Genomic DNA, 16,644 nt, shown 5'->3' on the forward strand with positions numbered 1-16,644 from the left:
AAAGCTGCGAAAGTGATTAAAAGTTACTAAAAATATCTCCTCAAAGCAAAATATTTTTATCAACCATAGAATATTAGCCACTTCATATAAATATAACAATTATTGATAGTGCATTAAATACAAAAGCCCTGTCAATATCATTGCAGGGCTTTTGGCAAAGTTTCTAGATTTTTATGAAGATTAAACCATATCGGCAAACGGGTTCTTTGCGGGTAACACTATTTTATTAGTAAAACCGCTAACACTAATATCTTCATCCGTAATAGTAAGATCATCATCCATTAACGTACCATCGCCAAAACGGTAAATAATTTGAAAATCGCCACTATCGGCTTGCGCTTGATATTTAACTCTTGCTTGTTCTACCACAGTGGCTTTATCACGGTAAGTTTGCATCGCAGCAGCGCCGTGGCGTTTTTCCATCATCGCCAAGGTTACCGTTGGAGAAAACAAAGTCGCTGTGGCGTTGTTGCCACCAAAACCTTTCGAGTTAATAAAGGCGACGTCCATATCTTGACAATGCCAATGCTCAGTAGCAATATTTAAACGCTCCTTATAGACATCATCGGCCACTTTATCAATGGTGGTAATACCCGGCATAATATTGTGAGCAAATATACCTAGTGCCATAGCTACCTGATCGCCACTGGCTGGGCCAATAGTATGGCCAACAAAGGCTTTAGGTGCTGCTATCGGCCAATTATTAATATCAAAACTTTTGGCAATACGATCATAAATTAACGATTCAGTAACACGGTTTTGCGGGGTACTCGAGCCATGCGCTAAAATAAAGCTACGTTGTTGAACTGACTCTGCGCCAATGATCGACTTAGCCAAGGAAACTGACTTTGCCATAGTGATATAATTACCGGGTCCTGGTGCTGTAATTGACTTTTTAATACCGTCGGCGTTAGTAAAAACATCCGCCACTGAACCCAAAACATGCATACCAAGCTCTAGCGCTAAGGCATCATCCACTAAAACAATAAACTGCGCGGCCTCACCAATGGTAAAACCACAGTTATCACCAAACGGGCGGCTAGTGCGACGATGGTCGGCAACGCCATTACCATCAATTTTTTTCAAGCCTTCTTCATTGGCCAGTGCACTCATGTTGCCAAAACCTTCAACAACTTCAGGCGTAATAGCACAGTCATTACTACCCACAATGGCCAAGCGAATACGCCCTGCTTGAATATCTTGTACTGCCGCTTTTAAGTTATATAAAAAAGTGGCACATGCGCCGGTAGAGGTAAAGGTTGTTCCGACACTGCCAGTAACATAAGCGTTGATAAAGTCAGTCGACATGGTGTTTAAACCAAGGGCTAAATTTTTTGTTGAAACACGCTCACCTTTTTGGCGATTTTGCATCATGCCACCCAAGCCTTCAGCTTGAGTTTGACCAAATACCGATGCTGAATAGGTACCAATTTCATCTGGGCAAATTTTATCAACAATTTCACTCCAACTATAACCCGTAGAATGAATAGCATCGGCGGCGCCAAAAATAGTCGCTTGTAAACCACGTGGCTGATAACGGCTGTTATATAAACTGGCGGGTTTAAAACCTGTTGGAAATTGGCCCGCGGCTTTAATGGGGTTATCACGAGTTGAGTCATGTTTGACTTCAATTTCACCGGCAATATCAACACGAACACGTTTATCTGCTAGTTCAGTAATTTGCCATGTGCGCGGTAATGGTTTAGGTAAATCACGGGCACGGGTTTCGAAGCTAATCCCCTTTTCGCCAGTGTCCATCGTCAATTTTTGCTGCCATGGCGTCGCATCAGGGTCAAAATGTTCATTTTCAATTTTGCGAATTAATGTACCCGCTAAAATTTCTTCACCAAAACGTTTTTCAACCTCAGATTTATCAACTACCTTACCTTCGGCATCAAGCAAGTGTCCGTCTTGACTGGTCAGTAAATTCATTAATGTTGCTAAACCAACAAAAGTTTCTTGGCGAGCTTCAGCATTTAATTTATCAATAACAATGCGGCGAAAGCCCTGATGAAACGATGTTCTACCTGCGGCATTAATACCGCCCATGCCAACTATAATAGGTAACGCAGTCATGAAAAAATCTCTTTAAATTCAAATATTAATATTTATGTTGATCAGTGTAAGAGTTAGCGAAAATAAATAACATTCATTTATAGCCATAAAATATGTCAAAATAGCCAAACAAGTAGAATAAAGAGTGATGAGGTTAATGAAGACAAAATTTAAACGCCGTAAAGACAATACCATCAAGATTGCCTTGTTGCTTTATGATCAAATGCTAGCAACCAGTGTCAGCCTGCCGGTTGAAATGTTACGTGCGGGAGAAGCGGTGGCTTTGCAAGCAAACCGCCATGCACCGCGTTTGTCTATTCAAATGGTTGCTGAAAGCATTAAACCGATATCAACTCGCGCTTTAATTAAACTACTGCCTGATATTGACATTGACCATGCTCAACGGCCTGATTTTGCCTTTATTCCTAGTTTGTGGCGCAACCCCAGACCGACCATTGCTCAACAACCAAAAATGTTGCAGTGGTTAACTGAGATTTGGGGCAAAGGCTCAACCTTAATTGGCGGTGGTACCGGTGTTTGCTTAATGGCTGAGGCCGGTATTTTAGATTATCACCCAGCAACCACCCATTGGCACTATGTTGAGCAATTTAAACGTGATTATCCAAAAGTAGATTTGAAGCCAGATTTTTTTATCACCCAATCGGAACGCACTTATTGTGCGGCCAGTGTCAATGCCTTAGCTGATATTGTTGTGCATATTATTTTTCAGATTTACGGCCAAAATGCCGCACAACAAGTAGAGCGAAATTTTTCCCATGAAATTAGAAAGCCTTACGAAGAACAGCGTTATTTAGAAGGTGCGGTAGATCGCCACCCTGATGAATTAATCAGCCAAATTCAATTTTGGTTAAAAACCAACTTAAATACTGAGTTAAGCTTAAATGACATCGCGCAGCAGTTCGGCATCAGTCAGCGTTCATTTACTCGCCGATTTAAATACGCCACCGGCATTAATGCGACACAATATTGGCAACAATTAAAAATACAAAGCGCGAAGGAATTATTAGCCGCGAGTAATTTATCCATTCAAGAAGTGGCTTTTCAAGTCGGTTATCAAGACCAAGCAAACTTTACTCGCCTGTTTAAGCAAAGGCTAAATATAACGCCAAAAGCTTACCGGGCGATGGTGAGAAGAAAATTATTTAGTAACGACTAGCACTAAGATAGGACATTTTTTATTGTCCTATCTTAGTGCCTGATTTTTAGTGCTTGAGCTCTAGAGCTTAAGTTTTAGTGCTTAAGCTTTCGCGTGTGATTTTTAGTACTGGGCTTAAATACTGAGCTTAAATACTGAGCTTATTAAAATTTATGCGCAAAATTCACTATGTAACAAGTTAATTAGTTTCACCACTGAAAGGTTGGCGATACTGTAAAATATGGTTTGTGATTCGCGTCGCGTTTTAACTAAATTATCTTGACGTAATCTAGCTAAATGTTGCGATAAGCTTGATTGGCTCAAATCAACAAAATTATTCAATTCATTCACCGACATTTCTTTTTCGCCCAAGTGACATAAAATCAACAGCCGATGTTCATTACTCATTGCTTTCAATAAGTCCGCAGCTTGCGAAGCATTATTACGCATTTCTTTTATATCAATTGCGGCTAACTCGGCCATTTATTACTCGCTATTCATTATCGCAAAAAAATCATTTTATCGCGTAAAGTTATTTATAGTTGGATATTACATTAGATACTGCTAATATAAAAGTACATTACATTTTTCTAATATACCTTAACGTTATAATGAATGTTATAACGTAGACGAGGAAGCATTTTGAACTACCAACGCGTATTAAACTTTGCCATTGCAAAGCCAAAAGTTATCTATAGCTTACTATTGCTGATCACACTATTGAGTGTGGCTATGCTACCCCAAATAGCTATTGATACCGATCCTGAAAATATGCTCAGCCAAGATGCACCGGCGCGGGTATTTCACAATCAAATAAAAACTGACTTTCTGATGCGCGATATGATTGTCGTTGGTTTAGTCAGTAAAAATACTGTCTTTACGCCTGAAATCTTAAGCGTTGTTGAGCAATTAACTAACCAAATTCTGCAACTTGATGGCGTAATTAAACAAGACCTACTATCGCTCAATGTGGTCGACAATATTCGCCAGTTAACTAATGAGCAAGGTGTTAACCAAGGTATTTTATTTGAATACCTGATGAAACAAGCGCCAACTACACTTAAAGCAAGCCAAGACATTCAGCAAGCAGTGAAACGTTTACCCATGCTGAACAACACCTTAGTCTCTGGCGACAACAAAGCGGTCGCCATTTATGTGCCCATTATCGCCAAAGATCAAAGCTACATTATTGCTGAACAAATTCGTCACTTAGCCGCCAATATCAGCACTATTGAGCAAGATAATTTAGCCATTCACATCACAGGTTTACCTGTGGCTGAAGACCAATTTGGCTACGAAATGTTTGTTCAGATGGGTGTCGCGGCGCCATTAGCCGGTTTAGCGATATTTTTATTACTGTGGTTTTTCTTTCGCAATTTTGCCTTGATCATTGCCCCTATGGTGGTGGCTATGGCAACAGTATTAATTATCATGGGCAGCTTAATTGGCTTAGGTTTTACCGTTCATATTATGTCTTCGATGATCGCGATATTTTTGATGCCAATAGCCGTGGTTGATTCTGTGCACATTTTATCAGAATTTGCCGATCGTTTTAAAGCTGGTGATGACGGGTCAAAAACCATTAAAAAAGTGATGGGCCATTTATATAAACCCATGCTATTTACCTCAATTACCTCTGCCGTCGGCTTTTATTCCTTGATGTTAACCCCTATTCCACCGGTAAAAGTTTTTGGCGCCTTTATCGGTACTGGCATTTTATTAGCCTTTGTTTTAACCATTACTTATATCCCTGCCTATATCGCCCGCATGAAGCCTGAAACCTTAGCCAAATTACAGCGCGCTATCGCACTGATGGAACAAAAAGGTAGATTAGCCACCAGCCTAGAGAAATTAGGCGCTTTTTCAGTTAAACGTGGCAAACTTATTTTGATCGCTTTTATCGCTTTATTTGCGGTAAGCCTAGTTGGTGTGAACCGCATTATCATTAATGACAATCCAGTGAATTGGTTTAAAGCGGATCATGAAATTCGTATCGCTGATAAAGTCCTTAATCAACACTTTGCCGGAACCTATGATGCATGGATAGTGTTTAGTAATAACCAGCCACCACCACAAACCGCCCTTAATAGCTTTAGGGAAATACTTGACGGTGCCAATGAGAGCGAAGCAAAAAGCACTATTACAGAGCGTTATAAGCAGTGGGTAAAGCATAATACCCGTGAGAAAGTCAGCTTTTTCACACAAGATTTGTTAATACAGCTTGATGACTTTCGCTTTAGCGCAAGCGCGCTAGAACAACCTTGGCTTGAACAACTTTATAAGATCAGCGCGCAAGCGAACAATGCCCAAAAAATATTTACCGACCCTGAGATGCTTAATTGGCTCGCCACATTACAAAGCGCTATTGTCAATGCAGGTGATGTTGGCAAGGTTAATAGTTTGACCGATATCATTAGTACCGTTAACCGTGAATTAAACTCAGGTGACGATAAAGACTTTGCTATTCCTAGTAGCAGTAATGGTGTCGCACAAACCTTATTGCAATTTCAATCGTCTCATCGCCCACAAGATTTATCACACTTTGTTAGCCAAGATTATCAACGGACACTTTTATGGCTACAAATGAGCAGTGGCGACAATCAGCATATGGCTAACGTGGTGAGTTGGTTAGACGACTACATAGTTAAAAATCCACCGCCTATCGACGTTCAGCATCAATGGGCCGGTAAGTCATACCTCAATGTTGTTTGGCAAGACGCTATGGTCAGCGGCATGATTGATAGCCTGCTGTCGTCATTTGTTGTGGTATTTTTTATTATGGTGCTACTCTTTAGATCGATAAAATATGGCATATTAGCCATGCTGCCCCTAACCTTTACCATCACCATGATTTACGGATTAGTGGGCTGGTTTGGCAAAGCTTATGATATGCCTATCGCGGTGCTTTCAGCATTAACACTGGGCTTGTCTATTGATTTCGCCATTCATTTTCTTCAGCGTGTGCGCGAACTTGAAATTGAAAAGCAAAGCCTAAGTTTAGCATTACAAGCTATGTTTCAAGAACCTAGCCGCGCTATCGCCCGCAATGCCATTGTTATTGCTATTGGTTTTACGCCACTATTATTATCGCCACTGATGCCCTATATCACGGTGGGCTTTTTCTTAGCCAGCATCATGATTTTATCCGCCTTAGTCACCTTAGTATTACTACCCGCGATACTGACACTATTAGCTCGGCGTAATAAGGCTAAGACTACAACTACAAAAAATTTAGCACAATCATAAGGACACCCTGATGAGCATTAACCTAAGTAATCATCTAATAAAAGCAGCAAAAGTTAGTGGCCAAGTTGCCTTGTCGTTTAGCTTACTTTTAGCAACTAACTTTACCTTACAGGCCGCAGAACCTAAGACGCTAGCCAATGAAAGTGCTACGACAAAGGTCACAACAAAACCAGTGCGCGATATTATCGATCAAGCCAACCTTGCTTCATATTATGCCGGTGACGATGGCAGCGCTGAAGCACGGATGATTATTGTTGATGAAAACGGTAACCGCCAAATGCGCCAATTCACCATTTTACGCAAAGATGAAAAAGATCTGGGTGATCAAAATATGTTGGTGTTTTTTTCCCAGCCAAGCAATGTCAAAGACACAGTATTTCGCGTGGAAAAACAACTTGAATCTGATGACAATCGCTGGTTATTTTTACCGGCACTCGATCTCGTTAAGCGTATTTCTGCTGGCGATAAACGCACATCTTTTGTTGGTTCACATTTTTATTATGAAGATGTTTCTGGCCGCAATCCTAAAGAAGATAACTTTACCTTAGTCAGCGAAGATAAAGACAGCTACCTGATTAACGCGGTAGCAAAAGATCGACAAAGTGTCGAATTTAGTCGCTATACAGTGAAAATTGATAAAGCTAATTTTTTACCGATTGAGACTATCTATTTCGACCAAAGCAATCAAGCAGCACGCAAAATGACGGTACTGCAAGTCAAAGACATTGACGGTATCGCCACCGTGATGAAATCACGTATTACCAACCTAAGCAATAATAGCTATACCGAAATGCAATTTCGACATGTTAAATATAACTTGGGCTTACCTGACAATATTTTTAGTGAACGTAGCATGCGCACGCCACCTAAAGCTTGGTTAGAATAATCGCTAAACTATTTACCTAACAGCATCATGCCTATGCCATGCGCACAGGTATTATGGTTAGTCAGATTTTAGCCCGGAAAGTTAACGGCATAAAGGTGAATGGCCGCTATTCATTGTCTCCTTAGATACAAATAATAAGGCGCTAAAGACAAAACGATTAATTTAAAAAAGGTGATGACCATTAATAATAGTTTATTAAGCAAAAGGTTTTTATGCCATACGCTGCTACCTTGTCTGCTAATTTTAGCTACTACCTCCGCTATAGCTAATAATGAAAATATCACCAAGGCGCAGCAGACAACTGACTCTAGTGATGAATGGGCAGAGTCCTGGGTCGAAGCGCCACCTCCGTCACCATGGCAGTTAACCGGTTTTGTTGAGGCTGGCTACGGGCAGTTTTTACAAAATAATATGGTCGAAAATAGCGCGTCACTGAATGAGATTAGCGCTAGAGTCAATCTCGATTATAGCCATGAACTTTTCGAGGCCAGTGGCAAACTTGACAGCTACTATGATGCCGTATTGGCCAAAACCATTTTTCACACCCGAGAACTGAGCATTAGCGCTAGCCCGTTTAGTTTTGTTGATATAAAAGCGGGTAGGCAAGTACTGACTTGGGGCACTGGCGACTATCTGTTTCTCAATGATTTATTTGCTAAAGATTGGCAATCATTTTTTTCTGGCCGAGCCGATGAATACTTAAAAGCGCCATCGAACAGTGTTAGAAGTAACTGGTTTTTTAACCAAGTTAATTTCAGCTTAGTATGGACACCAGAATTCACCCCTGATAACTATATTACTGGCGAACGTTTCTCATTTTATTCGCCACAAGCACAGCAAATAGTCGCGCCAGAACAAGGTTTTTCCGTCGATAGAACCCATAAAGCACAATGGTCTGCTCGCTTAAAAACCCGTATTAATGATGTTGAGTTTTCACTTTATGGTTATCAAGGCTTTTGGCCAACACCTGTGGGCAGTAAAACCTTAGTAGAAAACCTAGGGGGGAATCCCTCTTCAAGCCAAAGCCAAAACCAAGCTTATTTTCCAAGGCTAAATTCATGGGGCGTTAGTGCTTTAGCGCCGTTTAAAGGCGGCATCGTCAACTTTGAATACGCTACGTATAATAGCATTGAAGATCAGCACGGAGATAAGGATCTGATCGCCAATGGCCAACACAGATTGTTAATAGGTTATGAACGCGAGCTAGCGAAAAATTTCACCGCCGGCCTGCAATATTACCTAGAGCGCACTAAGCATTATCAAGCTTTAGTTGATAATAGCCTAGTGCCTGAGCAATTAGTGGCTGAAAATCGCCACTTATTAACCCTGCGTTTAAGCTATCGCGCGCAACGACAAACACTGCTTTATTCACTCTTTACTTTTTATTCGCCTAGCGATAAAGACGGTTATGTTAAACCTGCCGTTAATTATCAATATAATGACCAATGGTTATTCAGTGCTGGCGCTAATGTATTTTTTGGCCGACATGAGTATTCTTTTTTTGGCCAACATCAAGATAATAGCAATGCTTGGTTACGCGTGCGTTATCAGTATTAACCTAGCAAAGCCGTCAATGTAAGCAGATGATATGACTAAAATACTCATCTGCTGATCACTGGTTTACAGCAAAAGAAAGTAAGCCCAGCTCACCAATAACAGTAACCAAGGTAAAGCCGATAGTGCTCTAGCGCTGTTAGCTGAGCTTTCTGGTTTAATGCTTTCGGTAGCTATTGTCTCTGTTGATTCATTCGCTTTCGCTGCGACTGTTTTTTTACGTTGCTTGTCGCGCTCGCGGCCCTTAACTTTTTGTTGCTTCTTATATTCACTGATACCTTTTTCAATACCCTGAGCAATCAATTTTGTTTGCTCTTTGGTTTGTGCTTTTTTTTGCGTGCCTTTAGCAACACGTAACGCTTCATTTTGTACTTCGTTGGACACTTTTGTCGTCACTTGAGCTGTCAAAGTTAAACTCCCTTAATTATTTTTAATCATTATCTAATGATTGTATAATGCCATTATTAACACAATACTTTAACCACAAAGCGTATTAGTTTATGGTTGCTGCGGTAAACTATCGGCAACTAATTTGATTAATACCTATAATATAGAGACAAGCATGAGCGATTCACTTAGCACCGCAAAAAACCAAATTACACAAATGTTATCAATGCAAGATGCGATGAATTCACGGGTTAGCGAAACCTGGCGAGATAACAATTATGAATGGTATCGTGCCATTTGGGTTGAATGTGCAGAAATGCTAGATCACCATGGTTGGAAGTGGTGGAAACACCAAGAAATTGACATCGCACAAGTACAATTAGAACTGGTTGATATTTTTCATTTTGGCTTAAGTTTACGCTTAATGACTGGCGACTCAATTGAAGACATTAGCCAGACCTTAGCCACTGAATTAGGCCAAAACAGTGGCGAGCAAGATTTCAAAGTTGCTTTAGAAGCCTTGGCATCGAAAGCCCTTAGTGATAAAGCCTTTGATGCCTTAGCATTGGCGGACTGCATGCGCTTAATGTCGATGGATTTAAACGAGCTGTTTCGCCAATATGTGGGTAAAAACACCTTGAATTTCTTCCGTCAAGATCACGGTTATAAAGAAGGTAGCTATATTAAAATTTGGCCTGGTGGTGAAGATAACGAAGTGTTAGCAACTTTAGTTAATACCCTAGACGCCAGCGCGGTTGATTTCCAGCAACAACTTTATGTCGCATTAGAAGCTAAGTACCCAAAGTAGTACAAGTAACATAAGTGAAGAAATTAAAATAAAACACTGTAAATCAGTGAGTTGCTTGCCACTTTAACTGTAGTTAATTTTATTAATGCACTACTCAGCAGATAACACCATCTCTGGCTCATTTTTTGCTTTATCTAGCTAACTAAGATAAACGTCAAAAAATTGAACTGCCGGAGATGTATATGGAACTCATTCTATTTGCCATGATCAGCCTAATTGTTATTGTTGGTGTGCTTGTTAGCCGCTTAAATGATAATAGTTTCCCTTTTCCTTTCGATCGTAAAACTGCCCTGTTTACGCCCGCAGAAAAAAACTTTCAAAACCTGGTTGAGCAAGCAATGGGCTCAAGGTATCGCATTATTAATCGCGTTAAACTTGCCGATATTGTTAGCATTCGCAATGGCGTATCAAATCGAGCAGGCCAAACGGCAACAAATAATGCGAATAGTAAATATTTAGATTTTGTTATTTGTGAACGCGATAGCATGAAATTACTCGGCGTCATTGATTTAGTTGACACCCAAGGTAAAGGCTACAAGATTAAAAAAGACTGGTTTGTTAGCGGTACACTTGAAGCAGCAGCCATTCCACATATTCGTATAAAAGTGAAAGCCAATTACACTATCGATGAAATTCGCAGCTGTATTAATAGCCGGATATTAGGTAATAATGCACCTACACAGGCACCAAAAGTCAAAGGTCGAATTATTCCTGCGCCTTTAGTGAAAGCTCGTCCAAAACCATCCGGTGTATTCACCTCTTCAGCCGCGCAAGCAATGTTGGCAAAAGATACGCCCGCCATGGCTAGACAGGTTTCTTCTGCTCAAGTCGCGGCATTACCCCACTAAGTTTATTTATTGCCTGGGTATGTGGTGCTAAATAAAACTCAAGCAGACATTGTTGTCTGCTTTTTTGTTGATAACTACCCACTCCACTTAAAGCGCTGATTTCAGCGTTATGCGAAGAAATCAGCTGAAGGCGCAAGACTTGATAAGCGCTATGCTATTTTCAAATATTGTTAAAAGATTTTATGCGCAAGTCGCGCTATAATCCGCCCATAAACCTTGGCGAAATCTGTTCGCTAAAATCTTTACAGGATAAAAGTTAATGAAAGCAGGCATTATCGGCGCAATGGAGCCAGAAGTTGCAATTTTAAAAGCAAAGTTAGTCAATGGCCAAACATCCACGCATGCTGGATACACATTTTATCAAGGGCAGTTAAATGGCTCTGACGTAGTTATTGTGCAATCAGGTATTGGCAAAGTCGCGGCCGCCTTAGCAACCGCGATACTTATTGATAAATTTCAGCCCGATTACGTGGTTAATACCGGCTCTGCTGGTGGTTTTGACCAAGCACTTAAAGTGGGTGATATTGTCATCAGCTCAGAGCTGCGTTACCACGATGTTGACGTGACCGCTTTCGGTTATGAAATAGGTCAATTACCGGCTAACCCGCCGGCCTATATTCCCCACCCTGAACTTGTTGCCGCGGCAAAAGTGGGTATAAGCTCACTTGATAATGTGCAAACTTTGGTTGGCTTAATCACCACAGGTGATACCTTTATGACTAAAGATGAAGACATTGCCAAAGCTAGAGCTAATTTCCCCACTATGGCGGCAGTGGAAATGGAAGGAGCCGCTATTGCCCATACCTGCCATCAGTTTAATATTCCTTTTGTGGTTATTCGCTCAATGTCTGATATTGCCGGCAAAGAGTCGCCAAGCTCGTTTGAAACTTACCTAGAAACCGCATCGATTAATTCTTCTAAGTTAGTCATTAGCATGTTAGATGCGTTAAAAGGTACAACACTAAACTAATGGCAAACCTGAGTAATATACTAACCAGCTCAGAGCTGTATTCTGCCGCTATAACGCTATTATTGCTCATAGCGTTAAAAGCATTGATCAGTCAGTTTGTTACTCAGCAACCGTTAGCTTTTTTCAATTTTTACTGTCAGCGCCTTGCCGACAAAGTGAATCAACAAAGTAGTAGTCCACGCCAACAAAAAATTTCAGGCTTAATCGCTATTTTAGTAACTTTAGTGCCATTAATGACGATTTTATCGCTATTTGAAATGTTTATTGAAGTGCCTTGGCTTTGGCAGGCGTTATTACTTTACTTTGCATTAGGCAGCTTCGGGTTAACTAAAACCTGCAAAGGGGTGGCACGAGAGTTAGTTGCCAATAACCATTACCAAGCAAAACAAAAAATAGCGCCCTATTTATTACGTGATACCCAGCAACTATCGCCGTTAGGCGTGAGTAAAGCCTGTATTGAGATGCAAGTGCTACGTAGCTCACAATTACTGGTTTGCGTTGGCTTTTATTATCTGCTGTTTGGTCCATTGGCGGCATTAACTTTTCGTTTATTACTTGAAATGCATTATGCTTGGAATATAAAACTTGTGCGTTTTTCCCATTTTGGCGCGGCAGTAAATTATATCGTTACACTACTGCAGTGGTTACCGTCACGCTTATTTTCCTTGCTGCTTTTACTTGGCACAGTTGGCCAAAACACCTTACTGTATTGGCGTTTAATCCGGGGCAAGTTTTTCCAAACCAACAACGCCATATTACTGCATGTACTGGCCTTAAGTTTAGAAATAAAATTGAGCGGTGTCGCTATGTATAATGGTGATAAAGTCCGTAAAGCCAGTTTTAATGACCACGCAAGACAACCGCAAGCCACTGACATTATTCATGCCAGCAAACGGATAAATTACGCATTATACCTGTTTATTTTATTGCTGATGCTATTAGCCATTATTTCTTATTCTGTTGCTGGTCAGGGTAAGTAAGTGTTTCAATTTCAAGTCTAATACCGAGTCATTCAAGCTCAGATGACATAATACCAATGGCTATAACAGCTTTTCGCCATGTTAAATGACGATTAAATGGCGATTAAAAGCCTTTGCTATCACCGCAATTTTGCTAAACTATCAAGCCTAAAACACAAGTCAGCTTAAAATACGTCACTTTAAGTAGAGGCTATATTTTTACTAGATTATAGGAATTTATGATGAAATTTATCACCACAACATTAGCTGTTTTATTGAGCGCATTCTCGCTTTTTACTTTTGCTGAGCAAACCACCACTATTTCACAGCAAGCATTGTTAACCTTAATGGCAACGCCTGCGAATAAAACCGTGATATTAGATGTGCGTACGGCTGAAGAGTTTGCCGAAGGCCATATTGAAGGCGCGATCAATATCAGCCATAAGCAAATTAATGCCAATCTTAATAAAATTATCACCTTGAAAGATCAAACTGTCGTGGTGCATTGTAAATCAGGCCGTCGTGCACTCAGTGCTGAAAATGACTTACGGGCTGCCGGTTTTAGTGATCTTCGCCATCTCGATGGCGATATGAATGCTTGGCAAGCTGCAGATTTACCTCTAATAAAATAACCAAATAAGTACTTTAACAAATGTCAGAATTACTCTATCGGCTTGATCTATTCGGCATTATTGTTTTTGCCTTTTCAGGGGCATTAATGGCCGGGCGCTATAAACTTGACCCCTTTGGTGTGGTGGTGCTGTCTGCGGTGACCGCGATTGGCGGTGGCACCATTCGCGATGTGATTTTACAAACACCCGTATTTTGGGTCGAAAATCCGGTTTATCTTTATGTGATTTTGGCTACTGCGCTACTGACTATTATTTTTATTCGTTGCCCAAAACGCATTCCCAAACGACTTTTATTGGTTTCAGACGCCTTTGGTTTAGCCTTATTTGCTGTATTAGGCACCGAAAAAGCACTCAGCCTAGGTGCAGCAGTTCCTGTCGCTATTGTTATGGGCACAATGTCAGCCGTCGCTGGCGGCATGATACGCGATGTCTTGTGTAATGTAATTCCGATGATTTTAAGAAAAGAAATTTATGCTACCGCCGCTATCTTAGGGGGTACATTATATACCTTATTGCTATATGTTGACTTACCCCAGCATATCGCTATTATTGGCTCAATAATGGGCGCATTGTCGTTACGTTTAGCGGCAATTTATTGGCGCGTGACCTTACCGGCTTTTGATATAATTGAGCAAGAAGACAGTAAGAAATAGCGCTAATTATCGCTAGTGAACTAAGTTAACAACGAGCTTAGTTCACCTAAAAAATTTACACTCAGCATTAACCCCTAGACCTAAGTTAAACCTTATAGACCAAGTTAAAAATCAGCCTGTAGCATGCTATTAATCGGCTATGGGAAATAAACCTTGTCGCCTAATTGTTTCGCCTAACCCTTATATTCAATTTTATCCGCCTGTTAGCCGTTTAGGATCGAGTAATGCAATAAGCTCGGTTTCACTAATATCGGTTAGCTCTAGCGCAACATCTAATACGGTTCTTTTTTCTTGATGCGCTTTTTTGGCTATTTCAGCGCTTTTGTCATAACCAATCAAATTTGTTAGTGCAGTTGCCAGTATCGGGTTTCTTAGCAAGTTTTCATTGATCATTGTATGGTTAACTTGCATGTCTTTGATCACTTTATCAGCAAGTGCCGAGCTGCTTGAACTCAATAGCTGAATGCTTTGCAGTAAAGTATGGCCAATTAACGGTAACATGGTGTTGAGTTGAAAATTGCCCGATTGTCCTGCCAAGGTAATGGTGGTGTCATTACCAATTACCTGAGTGCAAGCCATGAGTACCGCTTCAGGGATCACCGGGTTAACTTTGCCAGGCATAATACTGCTGCCTTTTTGTAGTTCAGGTAGCTGTAATTCATTTAAGCCATTTAACGGCCCACTGCTCAACCAACGAATGTCATTACTGACTTTACTCAAACTAACCGCTGTAGTTTTGAGCAGACCACTGATCTGCACTGCTGTATCTTGAGCACTTATAGCTCGAAAATAATTATCCGCGGGGCTCAATTTTAACCCAGTTCTTTCGCTTAATACCCGCGTTACAATCGCAGCAAACTCAGGATGTGTGTTAACACCTGTACCGATAGCCGTGCCTCCAATAGCCAGTTTGCACAAGCTAGGTAAGCTATTTTTAAGCTGGTCATGTGCATAACTAATTTGGCTGCTCCAGCCACTTATTTCCTGAGCGAAACTCAATGGCATAGCGTCCATTAAATGCGTTCTGCCGGTTTTAATCGTGTTGTGATGTTCACTTGCTTTTGCATCCAAGGTATCGCTCAAATGTTGTAGTGAGGGTAACAATTCATCAGAGATAAGCTTTGCTGCACTTAAGTGGATACATGACGGGATAACGTCATTAGAGCTTTGCCCCATGTTCACGTCATCGTTTGGGTGAAGAGTAATTTTTTGCTGACTATGTCGCTTGACTAACGAGGCAATAACTTCATTCACGTTCATGTTAGTGCTGGTGCCCGAGCCGGTTTGAAATACATCAATGGGAAACTGATTAAGGTGAAAGCCGTCAGCCACTTCTTTGGCAGCCACTTGAATAGCAGCAGATTTATCGGCATCAAGCAGCCCTAACTCTTGATTAGCTTGTGCACAGGCGCTTTTTATTGTCGCTAGTGCCCAAAGAAAGGCCCGCGGCATTTTTAGCTCGCTAATGGTAAAATTAGTCAGGGCTTTGGCCGTTTCACTGCCATATAATATATCGGTTATCTCGCCACTCTTAGAGGTTTTATTGTCGTCATTTTTTTGCATTTAGTTATCCTTTAATTACTTGAGAATAGTAGCTTGAGAATAGTAGCTTGAAAATTTTTCGTCGACTGACTTTATGCCTATGTAATAATAGGCATATTATTGTGAGAATATAGTTAATCTGACTACTTATTGAACATGAGTTTATTTTTAACTTCTGCTAGATACTCAACATCATTCAATTTGTCTTCGTTGTATTCTGGACATGCTTGTATCTGCTCAAAATTAAGATTACAGGTAACCGATTTTTCTTGCCAATTTAACTTATCTAAATGCTTTGGAGAGATCAGTACTTTTTTGCCGCCAGGTAGCCAATCACGGGTATCAACCACAATGTAAAGCAGAGACCAACTATCGGTGTCACAAATGAAGTCTTTGATATAACCTTTTTTGCCATCTAGAGCATCTATACCGTAATGCGTAATCTCATTGGTTGAACGAAGATGATTGCTAGTTTTAGTATCTTCACTTTCGCTGCTATCTTTTGACAATGTGTTGGGATTAACCAAAGCCATTGGGTACGCGTATTCACCCCATGCTCCAGGCCCCACCCAATAGTAACCATAAGCATAATAATCAAAATAGCTCTTTTCAAACTCACGGGAAACTGTTTCGTGTTCATCGATTTGTGGACTGTTCTTAACCTTATCTTTTGTTATAGACACGTTAAGTTGCTGCGCTTCAATGTCGTATTCAAGCAATGATATAGGGCTTATTAAGGTTTTTTCACTTAAGGGTACCCAAGGTTGAATATCAACGACCATAAATCTTATGGTCCAGTGTCTATCATCAAAATACACATCGGTTACCTGCCCAACTTCACCATCTACTGCATGAATAGTACTGCCATTTAGCGCTTCCAAATTGACTAACATCACTTTCTCCATCTTTGTTCGTTATATTTAACAATTAATTTTCATCAAAACGTCA

At 40.6% G+C, this 16,644-nt stretch carries 15 protein-coding genes; 10 read left to right on the forward strand and 5 right to left on the reverse strand.

What is annotated here, in order from left to right:
- Positions 1–180: 180 nt before the first annotated feature.
- Positions 181–2,076, reverse strand: a complete 1,896-nt coding sequence (locus H4J65_RS17180; protein ID WP_182198920.1) for a beta-ketoacyl synthase — start codon at positions 2,074–2,076, stop codon at positions 181–183.
- Between the two features lie 136 nt (positions 2,077–2,212).
- Here H4J65_RS17180 and H4J65_RS17185 point away from each other — a divergent pair, with 136 nt between their 5' ends.
- Complete coding sequence (locus H4J65_RS17185; RefSeq protein WP_182136706.1) at positions 2,213–3,232, forward strand: GlxA family transcriptional regulator; 1,020 nt, start codon at positions 2,213–2,215, stop codon at positions 3,230–3,232.
- 150 nt (positions 3,233–3,382) lie between these two features.
- Here the strand turns inward: H4J65_RS17185 and H4J65_RS17190 are convergent, their stop codons facing one another.
- Entirely contained in the window at positions 3,383–3,694 is a 312-nt protein-coding gene (locus H4J65_RS17190) for a metalloregulator ArsR/SmtB family transcription factor (protein WP_220460996.1), read from the reverse strand.
- A 159-nt stretch (positions 3,695–3,853) separates the two neighbouring features.
- Between H4J65_RS17190 and H4J65_RS17195 the strand changes: the two genes are divergently transcribed.
- From H4J65_RS17195 to H4J65_RS17205, 3 genes are all read left to right on the forward strand, one after another.
- A complete protein-coding gene (locus H4J65_RS17195; RefSeq protein ID WP_259367645.1) occupies positions 3,854–6,457 on the forward strand; it encodes an RND family transporter in 2,604 nt (867 codons plus the stop codon).
- Positions 6,458–6,467: 10 nt separating this feature from the next.
- Entirely contained in the window at positions 6,468–7,343 is an 876-nt protein-coding gene (locus H4J65_RS17200; RefSeq protein ID WP_182198921.1) for an outer membrane lipoprotein-sorting protein, read from the forward strand.
- 174 nt (positions 7,344–7,517) lie between these two features.
- The gene (locus H4J65_RS17205; RefSeq protein WP_182198922.1) at positions 7,518–8,900 is read left to right on the forward strand and encodes a hypothetical protein; all 1,383 of its coding nucleotides are present in this window, start codon (positions 7,518–7,520) and stop codon (positions 8,898–8,900) included.
- A 63-nt stretch (positions 8,901–8,963) separates the two neighbouring features.
- On the opposite strand, the gene H4J65_RS17210 is transcribed toward H4J65_RS17205, so the two are convergent.
- Positions 8,964–9,293: a DUF2956 family protein gene (locus H4J65_RS17210; protein WP_182184385.1), complete on the reverse strand. Its 330-nt coding sequence runs from the start codon at positions 9,291–9,293 to the stop codon at positions 8,964–8,966.
- Between the two features lie 166 nt (positions 9,294–9,459).
- Between H4J65_RS17210 and H4J65_RS17215 the strand changes: the two genes are divergently transcribed.
- The 6 genes from H4J65_RS17215 (at position 9,460) to H4J65_RS17240 (ending at position 14,154) form a co-directional block, all read left to right on the forward strand.
- A complete protein-coding gene (locus tag H4J65_RS17215) occupies positions 9,460–10,092 on the forward strand; it encodes a dUTP diphosphatase (protein WP_182198923.1) in 633 nt (210 codons plus the stop codon).
- A gap of 182 nt (positions 10,093–10,274) precedes the next feature.
- The gene (locus H4J65_RS17220) at positions 10,275–10,940 is read left to right on the forward strand and encodes a DUF2726 domain-containing protein (RefSeq protein ID WP_182135908.1); all 666 of its coding nucleotides are present in this window, start codon (positions 10,275–10,277) and stop codon (positions 10,938–10,940) included.
- 259 nt (positions 10,941–11,199) lie between these two features.
- A complete protein-coding gene (gene mtnN / locus H4J65_RS17225; protein WP_182198924.1) occupies positions 11,200–11,910 on the forward strand; it encodes a 5'-methylthioadenosine/S-adenosylhomocysteine nucleosidase in 711 nt (236 codons plus the stop codon).
- Entirely contained in the window at positions 11,910–12,890 is a 981-nt protein-coding gene (locus tag H4J65_RS17230; RefSeq protein WP_182198925.1) for a cobalamin biosynthesis protein, read from the forward strand. Before mtnN ends, H4J65_RS17230 begins: the two co-directional genes overlap by 1 nt.
- 218 nt (positions 12,891–13,108) lie before the next feature.
- Complete coding sequence (locus H4J65_RS17235) at positions 13,109–13,501, forward strand: rhodanese-like domain-containing protein (protein ID WP_182198926.1); 393 nt, start codon at positions 13,109–13,111, stop codon at positions 13,499–13,501.
- Between the two features lie 20 nt (positions 13,502–13,521).
- Positions 13,522–14,154, forward strand: coding sequence for a trimeric intracellular cation channel family protein (locus tag H4J65_RS17240; protein ID WP_182135912.1), 633 nt, complete (start codon positions 13,522–13,524; stop codon positions 14,152–14,154).
- A 192-nt stretch (positions 14,155–14,346) separates the two neighbouring features.
- Here the strand turns inward: H4J65_RS17240 and H4J65_RS17245 are convergent, their stop codons facing one another.
- Positions 14,347–15,717 (reverse strand): lyase family protein, encoded by a 1,371-nt coding sequence (locus H4J65_RS17245; protein ID WP_182198927.1) that lies wholly within the window; start codon positions 15,715–15,717, stop codon positions 14,347–14,349.
- A 122-nt stretch (positions 15,718–15,839) separates the two neighbouring features.
- Positions 15,840–16,589 (reverse strand): PRC-barrel domain containing protein, encoded by a 750-nt coding sequence (locus H4J65_RS17250; protein WP_182198928.1) that lies wholly within the window; start codon positions 16,587–16,589, stop codon positions 15,840–15,842.
- Between the last annotated feature and the right edge of the window lie 55 nt (positions 16,590–16,644).

The organism is Colwellia sp. MB02u-9 (assembly GCF_014077085.1).
In the GTDB taxonomy this organism is placed as follows: Bacteria; Pseudomonadota; Gammaproteobacteria; order Enterobacterales; family Alteromonadaceae; genus Cognaticolwellia.